Annotated in this window: 21 protein-coding genes and 1 tRNA gene; 21 read left to right on the top strand and 1 reads right to left on the bottom strand. The window is 64.0% G+C overall.

Annotated elements, in window-relative coordinates:
• The 3 genes from ACTQZK_RS09575 to ACTQZK_RS09565 form a co-directional block, all read left to right on the top strand.
• A partial coding sequence (locus ACTQZK_RS09575) for an immunoglobulin-like domain-containing protein (RefSeq protein WP_441899502.1) occupies nt 1-566 on the top strand: 566 nt, incomplete at its 5' end.
• 707 nt (nt 567-1,273) lie between these two features.
• A complete protein-coding gene (locus ACTQZK_RS09570) occupies nt 1,274-1,537 on the top strand; it encodes a type II toxin-antitoxin system Phd/YefM family antitoxin (protein ID WP_225749848.1) in 264 nt (87 codons plus the stop codon).
• A 2-nt stretch (nt 1,538-1,539) separates the two neighbouring features.
• Nucleotides 1,540-1,824, top strand: a complete 285-nt coding sequence (locus ACTQZK_RS09565) for a type II toxin-antitoxin system RelE/ParE family toxin (protein ID WP_114566223.1) — start codon at nt 1,540-1,542, stop codon at nt 1,822-1,824.
• A 38-nt stretch (nt 1,825-1,862) separates the two neighbouring features.
• Here ACTQZK_RS09565 and ACTQZK_RS09560 read toward each other — a convergent pair.
• Nucleotides 1,863-1,937: transfer RNA gene (locus ACTQZK_RS09560), tRNA-Val, on the bottom strand.
• Between the two features lie 494 nt (nt 1,938-2,431).
• Here ACTQZK_RS09560 and cpaB point away from each other — a divergent pair.
• Genes cpaB through ACTQZK_RS09470 form a run of 18 tightly spaced genes read left to right on the top strand, consistent with a single transcriptional unit; the run spans nt 2,432 to nt 15,634 of the window.
• Nucleotides 2,432-3,127 (top strand): Flp pilus assembly protein CpaB, encoded by a 696-nt coding sequence (cpaB, locus tag ACTQZK_RS09555; RefSeq protein WP_114566224.1) that lies wholly within the window; start codon nt 2,432-2,434, stop codon nt 3,125-3,127.
• Nucleotides 3,124-4,509, top strand: a complete 1,386-nt coding sequence (locus tag ACTQZK_RS09550; protein WP_428422073.1) for an AAA family ATPase — start codon at nt 3,124-3,126, stop codon at nt 4,507-4,509. The genes cpaB and ACTQZK_RS09550 overlap by 4 nt, the downstream gene beginning before the upstream one ends.
• A gap of 8 nt (nt 4,510-4,517) precedes the next feature.
• Nucleotides 4,518-5,822, top strand: a complete 1,305-nt coding sequence (locus tag ACTQZK_RS09545) for a CpaF family protein (RefSeq protein ID WP_428422071.1) — start codon at nt 4,518-4,520, stop codon at nt 5,820-5,822.
• On the top strand, nt 5,792-6,763 hold the full coding sequence (locus ACTQZK_RS09540; protein WP_441899498.1) for a type II secretion system F family protein: 972 nt from the start codon (nt 5,792-5,794) through the stop codon (nt 6,761-6,763). The genes ACTQZK_RS09545 and ACTQZK_RS09540 overlap by 31 nt, the downstream gene beginning before the upstream one ends.
• Entirely contained in the window at nt 6,763-7,692 is a 930-nt protein-coding gene (locus tag ACTQZK_RS09535; RefSeq protein WP_441899497.1) for a type II secretion system F family protein, read from the top strand. The genes ACTQZK_RS09540 and ACTQZK_RS09535 overlap by 1 nt, the downstream gene beginning before the upstream one ends.
• Before the next feature lie 29 nt (nt 7,693-7,721).
• On the top strand, nt 7,722-7,922 hold the full coding sequence (locus ACTQZK_RS09530; protein ID WP_114566229.1) for a Flp family type IVb pilin: 201 nt from the start codon (nt 7,722-7,724) through the stop codon (nt 7,920-7,922).
• Between the two features lie 47 nt (nt 7,923-7,969).
• Nucleotides 7,970-8,137, top strand: a complete 168-nt coding sequence (locus ACTQZK_RS09525; RefSeq protein ID WP_225749854.1) for a hypothetical protein — start codon at nt 7,970-7,972, stop codon at nt 8,135-8,137.
• Between the two features lie 33 nt (nt 8,138-8,170).
• On the top strand, nt 8,171-8,701 hold the full coding sequence (locus ACTQZK_RS09520) for a TadE/TadG family type IV pilus assembly protein (protein WP_428420876.1): 531 nt from the start codon (nt 8,171-8,173) through the stop codon (nt 8,699-8,701).
• Nucleotides 8,698-10,821, top strand: coding sequence for a molybdenum cofactor biosynthesis enzyme (locus tag ACTQZK_RS09515; protein ID WP_428420881.1), 2,124 nt, complete (start codon nt 8,698-8,700; stop codon nt 10,819-10,821). Before ACTQZK_RS09520 ends, ACTQZK_RS09515 begins: the two co-directional genes overlap by 4 nt.
• Nucleotides 10,812-11,249: a hypothetical protein gene (locus ACTQZK_RS09510; RefSeq protein WP_258552570.1), complete on the top strand. Its 438-nt coding sequence runs from the start codon at nt 10,812-10,814 to the stop codon at nt 11,247-11,249. The genes ACTQZK_RS09515 and ACTQZK_RS09510 overlap by 10 nt, the downstream gene beginning before the upstream one ends.
• Nucleotides 11,246-11,815: a hypothetical protein gene (locus ACTQZK_RS09505; RefSeq protein ID WP_114566232.1), complete on the top strand. Its 570-nt coding sequence runs from the start codon at nt 11,246-11,248 to the stop codon at nt 11,813-11,815. The genes ACTQZK_RS09510 and ACTQZK_RS09505 overlap by 4 nt, the downstream gene beginning before the upstream one ends.
• Nucleotides 11,815-12,240 (top strand): DUF192 domain-containing protein, encoded by a 426-nt coding sequence (locus ACTQZK_RS09500; RefSeq protein WP_114566233.1) that lies wholly within the window; start codon nt 11,815-11,817, stop codon nt 12,238-12,240. The genes ACTQZK_RS09505 and ACTQZK_RS09500 overlap by 1 nt, the downstream gene beginning before the upstream one ends.
• A complete protein-coding gene (locus ACTQZK_RS09495; protein ID WP_114566234.1) occupies nt 12,237-12,839 on the top strand; it encodes a hypothetical protein in 603 nt (200 codons plus the stop codon). Before ACTQZK_RS09500 ends, ACTQZK_RS09495 begins: the two co-directional genes overlap by 4 nt.
• Nucleotides 12,836-13,735 carry a prepilin peptidase gene (locus ACTQZK_RS09490; protein WP_114566235.1) on the top strand — a complete coding sequence of 300 codons (900 nt, stop codon included), beginning with the start codon at nt 12,836-12,838 and terminating at the stop codon, nt 13,733-13,735. The genes ACTQZK_RS09495 and ACTQZK_RS09490 overlap by 4 nt, the downstream gene beginning before the upstream one ends.
• A 48-nt stretch (nt 13,736-13,783) precedes the next feature.
• Nucleotides 13,784-14,014, top strand: coding sequence for a hypothetical protein (locus ACTQZK_RS09485; protein ID WP_114566236.1), 231 nt, complete (start codon nt 13,784-13,786; stop codon nt 14,012-14,014).
• Nucleotides 14,011-14,556, top strand: coding sequence for a TadE/TadG family type IV pilus assembly protein (locus ACTQZK_RS09480; RefSeq protein WP_114566237.1), 546 nt, complete (start codon nt 14,011-14,013; stop codon nt 14,554-14,556). The genes ACTQZK_RS09485 and ACTQZK_RS09480 overlap by 4 nt, the downstream gene beginning before the upstream one ends.
• Nucleotides 14,556-15,035 carry a TadE/TadG family type IV pilus assembly protein gene (locus ACTQZK_RS09475; protein WP_114566238.1) on the top strand — a complete coding sequence of 160 codons (480 nt, stop codon included), beginning with the start codon at nt 14,556-14,558 and terminating at the stop codon, nt 15,033-15,035. Before ACTQZK_RS09480 ends, ACTQZK_RS09475 begins: the two co-directional genes overlap by 1 nt.
• Nucleotides 15,032-15,634, top strand: a complete 603-nt coding sequence (locus tag ACTQZK_RS09470; RefSeq protein ID WP_441899492.1) for a hypothetical protein — start codon at nt 15,032-15,034, stop codon at nt 15,632-15,634. Before ACTQZK_RS09475 ends, ACTQZK_RS09470 begins: the two co-directional genes overlap by 4 nt.
• Nucleotides 15,635-15,640 lie beyond the last annotated feature (6 nt).

The raw sequence follows: 15,640 nt of genomic DNA, 5'->3' as shown, positions 1-15,640 counted from the left end.
TCCGGCCGGCCGAGACGGAGGTCCGCACGGACGACGGCGTGTGGGCGTTCAAGGGCTACGACGCCGACTCGAAGGTGGCCGCCGGCGCGGTGGGCTTCACGGGCACGTGGGTCTTTAATCCCAACGCCAGCGTCCTGAACCGCGTCCCGGCCATATCCGCCTCCGACAGGGTGATCGCCGTGGGCGACGCCTTCGACCCGCTGGAGGGCGTGAGCGCCAGCGACGAGGAGGACGGCGACCTCACGGACAAGGTCGAGGTGCTGAGCAGCACCGTGGACGCCTCCAAGCCCGGCGTGTACGAGGTGGTCTACAAGGCGGCGGACGGCGACGGCGCCTCGGCGGTTAAAACAATCAAGGTTACTGTGCAGGCTCGCATGCAGGAGCTGCCCGGGAATTCGGATGGCGACTCGAACGCGGGTTCGCAGACGCCTGGGAATAAGTTGGTCAAGACCGGTGACGCATGGGCTTTAGGAGCCAGCGCCCTTGTCGGTGCAGTTGTTCTTGCCGGCGCCGTCCTTTTGAGCGCACGCCGTCTCATGAAAAACGAATCGGGACGCATTAAATAGCAAGTAGTGCGGAAAGGAAGGAAAAGAAAAGAAACGAGTCGCGGCGAGGAAACCCTGCTCCGTTATGCTCGAGCGTAAGGCGTGTGCTCTTGCATACCCGGAAAACGCTACGAGCGTCTAGACAGGGTCTCCCTGCCTCTCGTATCGAGGTTTGGGAAAGAGCTTAGGTTTGAGCTGCGATCGGGTGCGACGTGCGCGCATGCTGCTGCAGGAGGAGGGGCTATCGGGATGGGCCCCGGTTCTTGCGAAGTGGCATCCAGGTTGAGAATGAGCATCGGGCAATTCCGCTGAGACGGCAGGAGGTTCTTGCGCCACGCTCCCGGTGGCTTTCCGACGACCTCGTCCGGTATCCCATGCATCGTGTTTTGGCGGCGGGGAGGCGATGCCTTCTCGCCGCCGCTTTGATATGGAGGCGTGTCGCGTTCGACGTAGCCATAGTGAGCATCCTCTACGAAACGCTGGCGGGCAAGCACGCCGGCGATCGTTGGTCGTGATGCGGACGGTGGCGTCGTTTCGATGGAAAGCCGCCCTGGGTGCGCGCTGCCATGCCGCGCAGTGCGTCTTGGAGCGCAAAGACGATTGGGGGAGCTTTGATCATCGTGTCTTCTGTAGCGCGCTATTTTTCATAAATTTAGTATATATTTTGTACAAAATTATTCATCAATAGTAAAATGGCATCATCGAAAACACGACGGAGGGAGTTTGCCATGACTACCATGACCGTGTCCTCGTCCGAGTTCCGGCGCAATATGCCGAGCATTGTAGGCAAAGCTGAAGAATCCGGTGCGACGATTGTCGTCATCAAGAATTCGCGCCCTTGGTTCGAGATAAGGCCGTTGGCTCGTTCTCACGACGAAGTGCCAACGGAGGAAACCCTGGAGGCGCTTCGCGACCTCGAGGTCATGCGAAAAGACCCAAACGCCCCGGTATATCGCGACGTTAGCCAGTTCTTCGCTGATCTGGGAATCTAACGATGTACGGCATGCGTAAAGCTCCGGCCTTCGATCGGGATGTGAAACGATGCGTCAAGAAGCATCGGGATATGGGCGCCTTCAAAGAGGCAGTGGCTGCTGTGCTCATGAGCGATGAGGCGGTCATCCCTTTGAAGTACAAGGATCACGCTCTAGGCGGTGATCTGCAGGGAATGCGAGAGCTGCATGTCGGAGGGCGCAGCAGCGACTGGCTTATCCTGTACTCCATTGACGGCGATGTCGTGGAGTTCGTTCGTACAGGCACGCATGACGACCTGTTTAGATGATAGAAAAGGCCAGACAATCGTCTGGCCTTTAAAATTCATGGTGGGCGATGAGGGATTTGAACCCCCGGCCTTGTCCTTGTAAGGGACCTGCGCTCCCGCTGCGCCAATCGCCCGAAAAACGTTCCGCCTTTCGGCGGGTTCCCATTCTCCCATAGAAGTTGCCATTGCGCAAATCGTTTCGTGCATGTTTTGCCCGATCGGCACCTCTCTGCACAAGAATTCGATGTGAAGCCGTTCCTGCTCTGGTTCGGGCCGTCGTCCTGCGCGAGCAAGGCAGGTGGAAACAGCGCGGCGCGCGACGTCGGTTCGCGTCCCGCTGATTTCAACCTGTCGAAGCGGCGCGCGGATTCGTCTTGCATGGATCGACCGTGCCTGTTTCGGCGTCGCGTTGACCTGCGACGTTGGTTTTGCGCTAGATCCGTGCTAGATCTGCGCTTGATTCGAGGGGCAACCCTGCTGGAATGCCGTGGCAATCCCGCTTGAAACAGTTGTCCATAGTGCTGGAAGCGCTGTAGATCTGGACGGTTTTTCAAGGAGAACTGCGTCATGTATCTGCTAGATGAGCTGGTCATACTGGTAGCAAGGAACCGGATGGCAAGGGGGTCTCATGAAGCGGGGCAAGACGATGGCGGTAGGCGTGGCGTGCGGTTTGGCATGCGCGGCGTGCGTGCTTGCCTATACGCAAGGCGTGCGCGGCGAGGCGGACGCCGCCCGCTCCGAAGCGTTGGCGCGCTACGGAGGGGAGCAGCTGGAAGTATGCGTGGCGAAGCGCGATATCGCGGCGGGCGAGGTTGTTGACGCCGGACTGATCGAAACTCGCTTATGGGTTGCGGACCTTCTTCCCAGCGAATCCATTCAAGACGCCGAAAAGGCGGTTGGTCGCAAGGCGTCTTCGACCATTCTTGCCGGCGAGGTTCTTTCGGAGCGTCGTTTTCGCGATTCGGGCGCGCAGTTGGAAGTCCCCGAAGGCTTGACCGCGGTCAGCGTGCCGGCGAAGGACGTGCAGGCTGTCGGTGGCGCTGTCGCGTCCGGGTCGCGCGTCGACATGTACGCAACGGGAGGGGCTTCGACCGAAGCGATCGCCAAAGACGTGCTTGTGCTGGCTACGAGCGCAAGCGCTGCAAACGGTTCGTCGGAGGCCAAGATGTCGTGGATAACGGTGGCTGTCGAGCCGGAGTCGGTGCAGGAGCTGGTTGCCGCTTCGCAGAAAACGGAACTGTACTTCGCGTTGCCGGCGGAGGGGGTAACGACGTCTGTCGGCGATTCCGGTTCGAACGAAGGAAAAGGGGGCGAAGGGAAATGACGATGCCGTCGGTGGCGCTTTGCGCAGATGCCGCTTGCTTGCAGCATCCGGAAACCATGGGGCTTACGGGGGAGAACCTGCTGTCTCAGGCATGGCTGCGCCTGTTCTCCTCGGCTGAAGAGGCGCGCGCGTTCTTGCGCGAAGATCGCCTGGTCGATGAGGTGTGGGTGGTTTCAAGCGAGGATGTGGCGCCCGTCAACTTGGCGGCTACGCTGAAAAGCGATCGGCCGGACAGGGTTGTGTGCATGCTGGCCTTCCAGGAGTCGGGGTCGCTCAAGAGCCGCGTAAGCGCAACGGGGATCGATGCGTTCTTGACGCGGCAGGCGTTCTTGGGCCGTTACGCACAGCGCAAGCGCCGCGCGGCGGCGGAGGCCGTTTCTGTAGCAGGCTCGCGGGTCGAGGGGCCTGCTCGAGCGGGGGACCAGGCTTTTTCCGCAGCCTCGGCCGCAACTGCGTCCGCAACCTCAGCTGCGGCGTCGGCTCCCGCGTGCGCTCTCCAGGATTTCGCGGCGAGCCGAACCCGGTCGTTTCCCGGCGCCTCGGCCGCGCCTGCCGCTGCTGCGCGTTCCGGTTCGGCGTTTCTCATGCCGGTGGTAAGCGGAAGCGGAGGGGCGGGCAAAAGCAGTATTTCAACGATCGCCGCCTTGCTGTCGCAGGGGCTTGGATTCGATACGCTGCTGCTCGACTTCGATTTGCAGTTCGGCGACGTGCCCGCCTTGCTAGGCGTTCGAAGCCCGTTGCGCATAGAAGATGTTCTGTCCGCTCCCGCCCGTCTTTCCGGTTTGCGCCCGGAGGGCCGCATGCCCGCCTTGCTGGCTGCTCCCGAGCGTCTTGAAGATGCGGAGGCCGTGGTGCAAGCAGCGCCCCAGCTTCTCGACGAGCTTATGAAGCGGTTCGACGTGATCGTCTGCAACACCGGCGCCGCTTGGGCCGAGCAGCATGCCGTACTGCTCGAACGAAGCTCGAAGGCGCTCTTCCTTGTTGATCAGAGGCCATCTTCGCTGCGCGCCTGCCAGCATGCGCTTGATTTGTGCGTACGGTGCGGCATTGCCACCAGCCCGTTTCTCTTCGCGCTGAATCGTTGCGCCAAGAACGCTCCGCTCACGTCCATCGACGTGTCGTGCGCGCTGCAGGGCGCTCATGTTGCGGAGGTGAAAAACGGCGGGCGGGACGTCGAGGAGCTGCTGGGCGCGGGCATGCCGCTTGACCTGCTTGAATCGAAGAATGACCTGTGCACGAGCCTTGAGCGGCTGCTGCTCGAAGTGCTTCCCAATGCAAGCGCCGCTGCGAGCGAGAGCTTGTTCGGCACGCGTGGTTCGGGGCTGCGGCTACTGAAGGGAAGGCGTTCGCGGGGAGGAAAGCGAGGGTCGTCATGTCTTTGAGGGGGCGCGTGCTTGCCGTAGATGGAGGATGCTCTCGAAAGGACCGCGTTCGTCCGTTTGGCCTGGAAGATTTGAGAAGCCAGATCCAGCGGTACGTTTCGATAGACGACATCGCTTCGATGATGGCTGAAAACCCCGGCCGAGCTCGCAACGAGTTGAAGTGCGCTTGCCGTCAATCGTTCGAGGACTCGTCGTGGGCATCGCTTTCCGAGGATCGTCGCCGCACCTTGGTCGAGCAACTGGTTGACGAGGTGTTCGGGTTCGGTCCGCTTCAGCCGCTGCTTGCTGACGACAAGGTCACTGAGATCATGGTGAACGGGCCCGACAGCGTGTATTTCGAGCGCGACGGCAAGCTGCACCGCAGCGATCAGCGCTTTGCGAGCGTCGATCAGCTGCGGGCGTTGATCGATCGCATCTTGGGTCCGCTCGGGCGGCGCGTCGACGAAGCGTCGCCGCTGGTGAACGCGCGCTTGCCCGAGGGGCATCGCGTGCATGTGGTGATACCTCCGCTTGCGCTCGACGGACCCGTTATGACCGTGCGCAAGTTCACCAAGCGCGTCATGAAGCTTGAGGACATGGTTGCGCAAGGGTCTTTCGATCAGGTTATGCGGCAATGCTTGGTGTGGGCCGTTTGCGCGCGCAAGAGCATCGCCGTGTCTGGGGGCACCGGCAGCGGCAAGACCACGTTGCTCAACGCGCTTTCGTGCGCGCTTCCGCAAAGCGAGCGCATCATAACCATCGAGGATTCTGCGGAGCTTCGGTTCCTCGAGCATCCGCACGTGGTTCGCTTGGAAGCTCGTCCCCGTTCTGCGGAGGGCACGGGCGAGGTGCCCATTCGCGAACTGGTCATCAACGCGCTGCGAATGAGGCCCGACCGGATTGTGGTAGGCGAATGCCGCGGGGCGGAAGCGATCGACATGCTGCAGGCCATGAACACGGGTCATTCCGGGTCGCTAACCACCCTGCATGCGAATTCCCCGGCCGACGTCGTGTCGCGGCTGACCACGATGGTTCGCTACGCGGTGGACCTTCCGGTTGACGTGATCGAGTCGAACGTGGCAAGCGCCTTCGACGTCATTGTGCAGACGACGCGCTCCTTGGATGGGCGTCGATTCGTTTCAGAGGTGGCTGAACTTGAGTTCGACCAGGAACGGCGTCGTTGCGAGGTGCATACGTTGTTCAAGCGCGAAGCCTCGTCAGACGCGGGCGTGTGGGCGGCTCCTCCTCGGTGGCTTGAGCAGCTGCCGCGCATGGGCGTTGCCGATTGGAAGGAGGTTGAGCGGTGGAGGTCTATGGCGTGCTTGGCGGCGTAGGGGCGCTTGCGGCATTCGGGTTCGGGCTTTCCACGGTGCTCGCGGCCGGCGCCCGCCCGCTTGCTCCAGCCTTCGGATCCGCTTCGGTTGCGCTTCGGGGGAGAACGGGTCGTTTGGCGTGGCGGTTGAGAAACGGGGTTCGGTGGGCGCGTCCCGCTTCCCGGTGGCTGTTACGGCGTCCCGGCTTGGAGGATTTGGCCAAGGAGGCGGTTTGGGTTGCTCGGGCTCGTGGTTTTTCGGCCTCCGAGGAATCCTTGCTTTCCGTGTTCGTGGTATGGGCGGGCGCGTTTGCGGCGGCTTTGAGCTTGGCGACGTCTTCTTGGGTGTGCGGCGCGGCGGTTTTGGCGTGTTCGTGCGCAGTTATTGCTGCTCGGTTGAGGGCTGTGCGGGACAAAAGGCGCGAGGCTTTGCGGGAATCCGTTCCCGACGCTTTGCGGTCGATGGGCACGTGCTTTCAGTCGGGACTGTCTCTTATGCAGACGTTTCAGCAGGTGGCCAACGAGTCGAAGGGCCCTTTGAAAGAGCTGTTCGAACGTGCGGCCGGTCGTATGGAGGCGGGGCGCGGGGCTCATGAAGCGCTTGAAACGCTGCGAAGCGGCGCGTCGGTGCCCGAGCTGGCGTTCGTCGCGGTTGCGTTGGATGTGCAGCACCAGGCGGGCGGCAGCATGCGGCAGGTGCTCGATGCTGCGCGGGACATGGTGGAAGGCGAGCTGGATTTGAAAAGGTCGTTGCGCGTTCAAACGGCGCAGGCCAAGCTGTCGGCCCGCGTGGTAAGCGTCATGCCTTTTGCCTTGATAGCGGTTTTCTCGCTTGTCAGCGAGGGGTTTCTCGAACCGTTTTTCGAAAGCTCTCTGGGTGTGGCGCTTTTGGCGCTTGCGCTTGGGATGCAGGCGGCGGGCGTGCTCGCCGTGCGGCGCATGCTGGCTGTGGAGGTGGACTGATGCTGCTCGCGGAGCTTTCGTTCGCGTTAGCCGCCGGTGCTGCTTTGACGGCCGGAATCGGCGGGTGGTGCTTTGCCGCGACGTGGGCCGATGCGCGAGCCGCAGCGTGTCGGCGCAGGCGTGCGCGCGCCTCGCTGGAGACGGAGCCAATGCGCGCGGGGCGCGGGGTCGTTGGCTATCTGCAGCGATTGACCCGGCTGCTTGCCTTGGGCGCCACCAGGCCGCTTTCGGGCGGCATGCGTTCGGCCGGTGCGCAAGCCTGGTTGTCCGAGCATGCGAGGAAGGCGGGTTTGAAGGACGGCGTTTCCGCGCAGGGGTTCGTCGAGGCGTCCGCGCGCCTTGCAGGTGCGGGCATGCTGGTTGGCGTGGCGGCAGGATTGCTGTTCTCGGTGGAGCTGGCGGCGATCGGGGCGCTGGCTGGGGCAACGGCGGGGGCGACGTTGCCCGCGCGGGCGGTTCGCAGGGCCGAGCGACAGCGCGTCGAGGCGCTTGGTAGAAGCCTGTCGGAAATGCTCGAAGTGGTGTCTTTGGGATTGAGAAGCGGGCTTTCGTTCGACAGGAGCTTTCAGCTGTACGGAACCCATTTCAACACGCCCTTCGCTCAGGAGTGCGCCGCAGCGCAGAGAGCTTGGACGTCCGGGCTCTCCACCAGGGAGGACGCGCTTCGCAGCTTGGCTGCCTCGTACGATGCGCCCGCGCTTGGGCGGGTGGTGGAGAACGTGGTCAGATCGCTGCGCTTCGGGACGTCCCTTGCGGAGATCCTGGAGGCGGCTTCGGTGGAAGCGCGCGCGGAGCATCGCGCTTACGTGGAGGAACGCGTGGCGAAAGCGCCCGTGAAGATGATGGTGCCTACGGGGACGCTCATCCTGCCAGCTATGCTGCTGCTGGTTTTGGGCCCCGTGCTGCTTGAACTGATGGAGGGGTTTTGAAATGGCCCCCGGAGCAAGGAGGAACGCTCATGGACGAATACCGCAGGTTGTTGGCGAAGGCGACGTGTCAAGCGGGCCGTTTGCGACGTCGGGAGGAGGGGCAGGGAACCACGGAGTATGCGATTTTGGTCGGCGTGCTGGTGGTCATTGCGATTATCGCCATCACGGTGTTCAGGCCCAAGCTCCAAGAGCTTTGGAACGCCATCGCGGAGGGCATCAACGGGCTGTAGCTTGGCTTGATGGGCGGATTCCCTGGAAATGTGCAGGTCAGAGCACGGTGGAGTTCGCCATTGTTGCGGCGGCGTTCATCTCGGTCCTTGTGGCGTTGGGGGCGTTGTGGCGCTCATTGAAGAGCGGCTTGTTCGTGGATCACGCCTTGGCTTCGGCTTCCCATCATGTTCAAGGGGTGCTGGCGGGCGGTATCGCGGACGTGTTCTTGTACTGAAGGCCGGAAGGCGCGAAGGAGGTGGCATCGGGAATGGCAAGAGAGGCGGCTATGGCGCTGCGCGCACGCGAGCCTGTTGGGCAGGCGACGGTGGAGGCGGCTGCTTTGATACCGGTTCTGCTGGTCGGGCTTCTGCTGCTGATACAGCCGGCGATCGTGCTGTACGACCGCATGGTCATGCACGCGGCCGCTTCCGAGGCGTGCCGTCTTCTGGCAACCAAGACCGATGCCGCAGGCCCGATGGACGAAAGCTGCGAAGCGTTCGTGAGGCATCGCTTGGGATCCGTGCCTTCGATCTCGTGCTTTCACGTGCACGAAGGAGGTTGCAGCTGGGGCATTGTCCTCGAGGGCGACGAGCAATCCGACGCGGTGAGCGCGACCATCTCCAACGAGCTGCGGCCGTTACCGCTGCTGGATGCCGGAGCGGCTTTGCTGGGCCTCGTGAACGAACGGGGGAATCTTGAAGTGCAGGTGAGCTGCCGGCAGCCCGTGCAGCCCGATTGGGCGAGCCGCATGGAGGCGGGCCGAAGCCCGAAGGATTGGATAGGGGCGTGGTTGCAATGAGGTGGCGCGATCCGTTTCGCGACGAAACGGGGCTGACTTCGGCGGGGATGGTCCTGGCGCTGCTGCTCACCTTGTCCCTCGTGTTCTCGGCTGGGCAGGTGTGCCGGGTGAACGCTGCGGCTTCGGAGGTGCAGAACGTGGCCGACGCCGCCGCTTTGGCAGCTGAAAACGAAGTGGCCGAGTTCATGGTGGTCGTGCGCGTGTGCGATGCGGTGGTGCTCTCGCTTTCGCTTACGAGCCTTGTGGCGACGGGCTTGGGCGTGGTCGCCCTGTGCGTGCCGACGATGGCGTCGGCGTCCGAAACGCTGCTCAAGGCGGGCCGCGACGTGTCCCATGCGCGCGATTCGTTTGCTGAGAAAGCGGCTTCGGGCTTGAACCGCTTGCAGCGCCTTTTGCCGTTCTTCTCAGGGGCGAGCGCCGCTTCGGTGGCTGCGGCGAACAATGCGGGCGCGTCGAATTACGTGGCGTTGGCGGTTCTGGCTCCTTTCGAAGGGAAGGACATCGCCGTTGGAGCGCATGAGGGTGCGTCGACCGTGCAGGACGAGGTCGACCGCGACGCTTCCGACGTGAAGCGTGCGGCTGAAGAGGCGGAACGTGCTGCTGAGCAGGCGAGCGAGGCGAAGAGGGCCGCTTTCGAGCGCGATTGCGGCGCGAATCCCGAAGCCTGCATGTACGAGCGCGCGTCTGCGCTCGCGGGAATGTCGGGGTTGGAGAACCCGTTGTACAAAAGCGTTGACGCATGGTCGTTCTCGGTTGCCCTCAAGCGAGCCCAGGCCTACTACCCGCGGCGCCTTGCGATGGAGGTTCCCGAGGGGTCGTCCGTCGGGGATCGCGCTCGATCGGCGCTTCGCTCGAGGTTCTACGCGTTCGCTTCGGAAGAGGTTGCGCGCGGGTACGTGCGGGAGACGGAGGATTCTTTCGATGCGCTGTTCCCGCGCTTGCCGAAAAACACCGCGGAGATGAGGGCTACCAGCCTGTATACCGAAGCCGTCTACCCATGCACGACGGATTCCGAGGGGCGGACGACGATGCATGCTTGGCCGGGGTGCCCGGGCGCCAGCGGAGCGGACGGCTTCGGCTCCATTGCGCACATGGAAGCCGGGTCGTACCCGACGTGCGCCCAATGCGAATTCTCGGCTTCCAGCATGGGCAAGGTTGCCGCCGCATCAAGCTCGATCGAGAACGGCTTCGAGTACCACTACGAGGCGGTGGCGGTTGCGGCGGAGCGCTACGAGAAGGCACGCGCGGAGCTCGATCCTTTGTCGAGCGAGGTCAAAAGCCGCGTTTCCGGCCTGCTTGACCGTATTCGCGAAGCGGTGGGCCATGCTGGCGACATGCGCATAAGCGCCGAGCCGCCCGGAAGGTTCGGCGTGGTGGTCCTTGCGGCGAACACGGGAAGGGAGGCGGCGTCGAGCGGGTTCGCGAGCTCGTTTGTGCAGGGGTCGCAGGCGTTGGGGGCTCGCGCGGCCGTTTCGGCAGCCACGCTCGGATCCGATCCGTCGGGCGAGGGGGCGAACGTGATCTCGTCGGTGTTGGACGGATTGCCGGACGCGGGCGTTGCCATGGGCGCTTTGAGCGCGGTGCTCGATTGTTGGTCGGCATTGCTCGAATCGTACGCGCGCGGGCAAGAGGCGCTTGACGACGCCGTTTCGACGGCTCTCGACGGCATGCCTTTGGCGGGGAACAGCGGTTTGGGTCCCTGGGCGGCGCGGGCCCTGCGGGATGCCATCGCGGCCGTGGGGCTTCAACCTGCAAACCTCGATGCCTTGAAGCCCGTGCTTGTGAACTCGGCGCATGTTGCGCGGGCCGACGGGAGCGCTTTCTCCGCGCGCCTGTTGACCTTGAAAGAGCAGGCGATCGCGCATCCTGCGCAATCGAACGACGTGTTCACGTCGATGGTGGGCGCGGTGGAACAAGGGGCGATCGAGGAGATCGCATCGTTCGACGGGAAGGTGCAGATAGCCGTTGTGGAGCTGTTGGGCGAGGGAGGCCCGTCCGTTCCGATCGAGATCACCTTGCCGCCCGTTGTGAAAGATGCGGCGATCGACGTGGTCGAGCGCGCAGCCGACGAGGTGAGGGCCGTGTACGCGCACGTGACGGGGGTGAGGGTATGGGAGTAAGGCGAAAGCTTCGAGAATCGGGCCAGATGACCGTTGAGCTTGCGGTGGCGTTTCCGGTGCTTATCGTTGTGGCCGTGGTGGCGACGAACGCGCTCCTGTTCTTTTCGGAGTGCGCGGCGTTCGACAATGCGTTTCGCGACGCCGTTCGGATACATGCGACCTCCCCTGCTTACGGGCAGGGCGTCGAGCAAAGCCGAGCGCAGGTGGCGTCCGACCTTGCTGCATCGTTCGATCGCCCCTTCGAGGCGACGCAGGTTTCGGTCGAGGGCGCAGCGGCGAGGCATACGCGCTTCACGGCTACGCTTGAGTTTTCGCCCACCTTGTTCGGACTTGGTTTGAAATCGTCGGTGTTCGGGGTTGCGCTTCCTTCCTTGAACCATACGGCGTCGTTCGTGGTGAGCTGCTACAAGCCGGGGGTGATCGTATGAGCACGATGAAGGGCAAGGATCGGGCGCGAGCGTTTGGCGGGGAGGATGGTTCGCTCCGGAAAACGATGGCGCGCCGTGCGAAGCGAGCGGGTCTGGCGGTGGTTGCGATCATATCCGCAGCCTCGTTGCTCGACCTGGCTTTTCAGCTTGCACGGCCGGGCCCTCTCCAAGAGGCCGCGGTCGAGGCTTTGCGGGGAGCGGGAATAATCGGGGAGCCTTTCGATTCGGCTGCTCGCTCGACTGAATCCTTCGGGTTGCAGCGGCTTCCCGAGGGCTTTGAGGACGAGGTCGGCCTGCCCGATGGCGCCGACGACGTGCGGGTGGACGCTCGCGCGGGCGGCGGGGTGGTGGGGTTCGTGGTTTCCGGGGAATCGGGGCGCGCGTTCGATTCGTTTCGGGACCTGCTGCTGCAAAGGGGCTGGACCGCAATGGAGGGAGGGCGGATCGACTGCGGGTCGTTCGTGAAGGGCTCGGGGGCGTATCGCTGGCTGTTCGTCGTCTGCACGCGCGTGGGCGATGCGACGAGCGTGACCGTGCATTACACGATGGAAGGAGGGGCGTCTTGATGTGCGTGCAAGATGAGGAAGAGGGAAGGGCTGCTTCGGGGGGCGTCGGCGGCGAGGGTCGGGGCATCGACGCCGATCGCCGCGCCTCGTTGGATTGCGCCTCAGCGAGCGTCGTGCCGTTGGATGTGGCGACCGGGTTCTTGCGCAGGGCTCGAGGCCTGTTGTTGGCCAAGCCGACGGACAAGGCGTTGCTTTTGCTGCCGTGCAGCGACGTGCACACGGTGGGCATGTGGCATCGCCTGGACATTGCATTCGTTGATGCGGAAGGGGTTGTGATGCGGTCGTGCCGGGACGTCGGTCCTTTTCGCAGGCTGCGCGAGCGGGGCGCCGCCGCCGTGATCGAGCGGTTCTCGTCGTGCGCTGCGCCCTGGTTCGAAGAAGGGGACCGCATAGGGTTGGAACGGGTGAAAGGAGAAAGATCGTGAAGACGTGTCCAGTGTGCGGTTCGGGGGCGTTCGACGACGCCGAGGTTTGCTACGGGTGCTTGCACCGGTACGGAAGCGATTCCGTTCAGGGAGGGCTGTCGTTGCCTCGGCCCGCTGCGCCTGTTGCGCGGCAGTCCGGCGGTGTGCGCGACGATGCGGTTGGCTCGGGGTTTGCCGCTCAGCCGAAAGGCGGGGCGGTCGCGACGCCGGGTGCGGCGGGCGAATCGGCTGAAGAAGGGGCAGGGCCCGCTCGGACGGGCGGATTCACCGGCGAGGCTGCCTGCGATGCTGCAAGGGAGCTTGGGGTTGTCGAGGGTGCAAGCTGGACGCTTCGCTTCGAGTTTCCCGGCTTCGCCCCGGTTTCCTGCTCGGCTGGCCGGCATGAAGGCGCCGCAGCTGGTTGTGCTGGCGGTTCGTCAGGCGGTGGGGCTGCGGCGGTATCGTCCGAGCCGAAGAACGATGCGTGCGGGTTTATCGTTCGGTTCCAGCCCGATGCCCCGCGCGACGAGGGCGCTCGCCGCCGTCCTTCGCACGGCAGCCACGTGCGCGCCTCGATGATCGATTCGCGCATGCTGTCCCCGACGATGGAGAAAGCATGACCGGGCACGCTGCGCTCGGCCTGGTACTTGCCGCTCTTGTCGGCGCAGCGCTGGGGTGGCGTTCGGTTCCCTGGGGGGCGGATGCGCTGTTGAAGCGGGCGTACGACCGTGCGACAACCTGGTGGTGGCAATCCCTCGAAGGATACCGGTCGTTCAAGCGGGCTTTTCCCGATCGGCCGTTGTCGGTGTCGGCGCGGGGCGAGGAGGGGGCCGTGGCTTTGTGGCTCGAAGACGCCCTGAGGGCTGCCCGGTCGGGATGCCTTGCGCAGGAGCGGGTTCAAGCGTTGAAGGAAGCAGGCTTGGAGGTGTCGCCCGCGAGCGCGGCGCGCACGGAGCGCGAGCAGGAAAAGCGGTGCTCCTTTCCGGCAACCCCGCGCAAAAGGGCGGCGCTTGCGCTGGCTGGAGCTGCATCGGGCGTCGCGATCGTTCTTACGGGCTTGCCTGCGGTGCCGTCGGCATGCCTGGCGGTGTGCGCGTTCTTCATGCTGGCGGCCGTTGCGTGCGATCTTCGCGCTCGCATGCTGCCGCTCGAATGCTGCATTGCGCTGGCTGTTGCGGGGGCGGCGTTTCAGGCGTCGTGGGCGGGCGTTGCAAGCATGGGCGCCGGATGCGCGTTCGGGGCGGTCGTGGTTGCGGTGTGCTTCGCCGTGAACCGTTGGTGGGGTGCGCGCGGGGCGGCCCCGATCGGGCACGGCGACGTGCGGTGCATGGCGTCGCTTTCCCTGGCTACCGGGGCGGCGGCGCCGGTGGGGCTGGCAGCGTGCTACGCAAGCGCCGGCGTGGTTGCGGCAGTGGGCTTGGCAACGCGCAAGCTCTCGCTTCGCGACGGTATCCCCATGGCACCGTTTTTAGCATTGTGGCTGATCGGCGGCGTATACGTTGCCGTATGCATGTAAAGGAGCCGGCGCTGTCGGGCGTTGGCGAAGCCGAATCAAGGAGGAGTTATGGAAAAGCAGGAGAACGTATGGTCGAAGCAGAGCAAGGTCAAGGCGCTTTTGGTTCGCGGGGAGGAAGACGGCGGTTCGGAAATCGTTCAAACGGTCATCGTGCTGGGGTTCGCGGTCGGCTTGGGCGCGGCGTTGATTCTGCTGCAGGGCAACATCCAAAGCGCCATCACCAAGGCGGGCACGTCGGTGACCGATATGTTCTCGAAGGTCACTTCGGGCGCGGCGTGAGGTTTTGCGGCCTGTGCGTTCCGCTGCGCAAAGGGCGCGCGCAGATTTGCGCCGAACAGGGAGGAAGCGTCGTCGCGTTCGTGGTGTCGCTTCCGATCCTGTTGGTGTTCCTGTGCGGGATTCTCGATGTCGGGCGCGCGGTGTTCTTGCGGGTTGCAGTGGACGATGCGGCTCATGCGGCATGCGCGGCTGTCTCGACGGCGCCTGCCGGAGGTGCGACGCCGATTGCGTACGATGCGGCGCTCAGGGCCGCGCCCGCCTTGGGCGCCGAAGGGCTTGCCATGCGCGTTGTCGTGGAATACGAAGCCGAAGAGGTCGTCTCTTACGATCATCACGTTTACGTGGATGCGGGCGAGTCGTTCAAGACGCGTCCGGTGCGGCTTCTGCGCCAACCCGTCGAGGTTGCCGTGCGCCTTGAAGGGCGGTATCTCACGCCGATAGGAAATGCGTTGGCTGCGGTAGCGGGCAATGCCGAGGGGCGGTTTTCGTACGAATCCCATTCGGCCGGAGCTGTCGTCGAAGGGCAGGGAAGGGGGTTTTGATGGTTCGCTCGGATAGAGGGAGCGAGACGGTGCAGTTCGCGATTGCGGCGCCGTTGCTGCTGCTGGTGGTGTTCTCGACCATGCAGGTGGGCGGCATGATGCTTGCGACAACCCAGCTGTCGTCCGATATCGTTCGGGCGTGCCGTCAGCTCGACGTGGCCGGGCTGCGGCATGCCGCCGACAAAGAAGCTTTCGTCAAGGCGGGCATCTTGGGCTCGGCTACGCAGTTGAATCCTGAGAACTTGAGCGTCGATCGGGTCCTATCCCGCTCCGAGGAGGTTGAGGCGGCGGGCTTCTCGGCTTCCGGCGAGCCTGTCGATCGCCGCTCGAAGGTGACGTCTCTTTCCTATGAGGTGCGCTACGACGTTCCCTCGATCCTGGATGTGCCCGGCTTGAGCGGTCGCTCGTTCGCTCGCCAAGTCGATTGCCGCTACGTCGAAGGCTGCGCGGTCGAGATCCAACTGGGGAGGGCGTCGTGAGCCGCCGGTTACGCTGCAACGAGGCGGCGAACATGCTGCCCCTTGCGGTGATCGCGCTGTTCTTCCTTTTCTCGGTCTTGTCGTTCGCTATCGACCAGGGGATTGCGTACGCCGCGAAAGCAAGGCAGGAGAACGCGCTGGATGCGGTTCGCTCGGCCTGTATGGATCCGACGTTCGCCTTGTACGCAAAAAACGTCGAGGATCCGGGACGGGAGGTTGCCGAGCTTGTTGTTCGCACGGCCCGGGAGGAAGGGTTCGCCGGTTCTGCAACGGTGTGGTTCTACGAGGCGGCGGAATCCTTGCTGCCGTCGTCCGAACGGCTTTGGGGGATAGGGGTTCAGCTTGAAGAGGATGCTCCTACGGTGTTCGCGCGCGGCTTCGGGGTGCCGAGCCTGCCCGTCGCCTCGCATAAGGTGATGGTGGCCGTGCCCTACGCGAGCGAGCGCGCATGGCGGCCGGATGAACGACGGTGCGGCAGGTACGGGGCGGATGCGGGATCGAACGGCGTTTCGTTCGTTCCCATGGGGTCGTTGGAGGAGTATCCCGCTCCCTTGGTGGAGGCGTTGCGTTCGGCGCTGCCGGAGCGGCAGGCCGCGTAAAGGGAA

The organism is Paraeggerthella sp. LCP19S3_G8 (genome assembly GCF_052119225.1).
Classification (GTDB): Bacteria; Actinomycetota; Coriobacteriia; order Coriobacteriales; family Eggerthellaceae; genus Paraeggerthella; species Paraeggerthella hominis.
This window is presented reverse-complemented; position numbering and strand designations above follow the sequence as displayed.

Excerpts from the sequence above, each read along its gene's own strand:
- ACTQZK_RS09570 (WP_225749848.1), top strand. The coding sequence starts at position 1,274 with ATGACTACCATGACCGTGTCCTCGTCCGAGTTCCGGCGCAATATGCCG.
- ACTQZK_RS09565 (WP_114566223.1), top strand. The coding sequence starts at position 1,540 with ATGTACGGCATGCGTAAAGCTCCGGCCTTCGATCGGGATGTGAAACGA.
- cpaB (WP_114566224.1), top strand. The coding sequence starts at position 2,432 with ATGAAGCGGGGCAAGACGATGGCGGTAGGCGTGGCGTGCGGTTTGGCA.
- ACTQZK_RS09550 (WP_428422073.1), top strand. The coding sequence starts at position 3,124 with ATGACGATGCCGTCGGTGGCGCTTTGCGCAGATGCCGCTTGCTTGCAG.
- ACTQZK_RS09535 (WP_441899497.1), top strand. The coding sequence starts at position 6,763 with ATGCTGCTCGCGGAGCTTTCGTTCGCGTTAGCCGCCGGTGCTGCTTTG.
- ACTQZK_RS09530 (WP_114566229.1), top strand. The coding sequence starts at position 7,722 with ATGGACGAATACCGCAGGTTGTTGGCGAAGGCGACGTGTCAAGCGGGC.
- ACTQZK_RS09520 (WP_428420876.1), top strand. The coding sequence starts at position 8,171 with ATGGCAAGAGAGGCGGCTATGGCGCTGCGCGCACGCGAGCCTGTTGGG.
- ACTQZK_RS09515 (WP_428420881.1), top strand. The coding sequence starts at position 8,698 with ATGAGGTGGCGCGATCCGTTTCGCGACGAAACGGGGCTGACTTCGGCG.
- ACTQZK_RS09510 (WP_258552570.1), top strand. The coding sequence starts at position 10,812 with ATGGGAGTAAGGCGAAAGCTTCGAGAATCGGGCCAGATGACCGTTGAG.
- ACTQZK_RS09505 (WP_114566232.1), top strand. The coding sequence starts at position 11,246 with ATGAGCACGATGAAGGGCAAGGATCGGGCGCGAGCGTTTGGCGGGGAG.
- ACTQZK_RS09500 (WP_114566233.1), top strand. The coding sequence starts at position 11,815 with ATGTGCGTGCAAGATGAGGAAGAGGGAAGGGCTGCTTCGGGGGGCGTC.
- ACTQZK_RS09490 (WP_114566235.1), top strand. The coding sequence starts at position 12,836 with ATGACCGGGCACGCTGCGCTCGGCCTGGTACTTGCCGCTCTTGTCGGC.
- ACTQZK_RS09485 (WP_114566236.1), top strand. The coding sequence starts at position 13,784 with ATGGAAAAGCAGGAGAACGTATGGTCGAAGCAGAGCAAGGTCAAGGCG.
- ACTQZK_RS09475 (WP_114566238.1), top strand. The coding sequence starts at position 14,556 with ATGGTTCGCTCGGATAGAGGGAGCGAGACGGTGCAGTTCGCGATTGCG.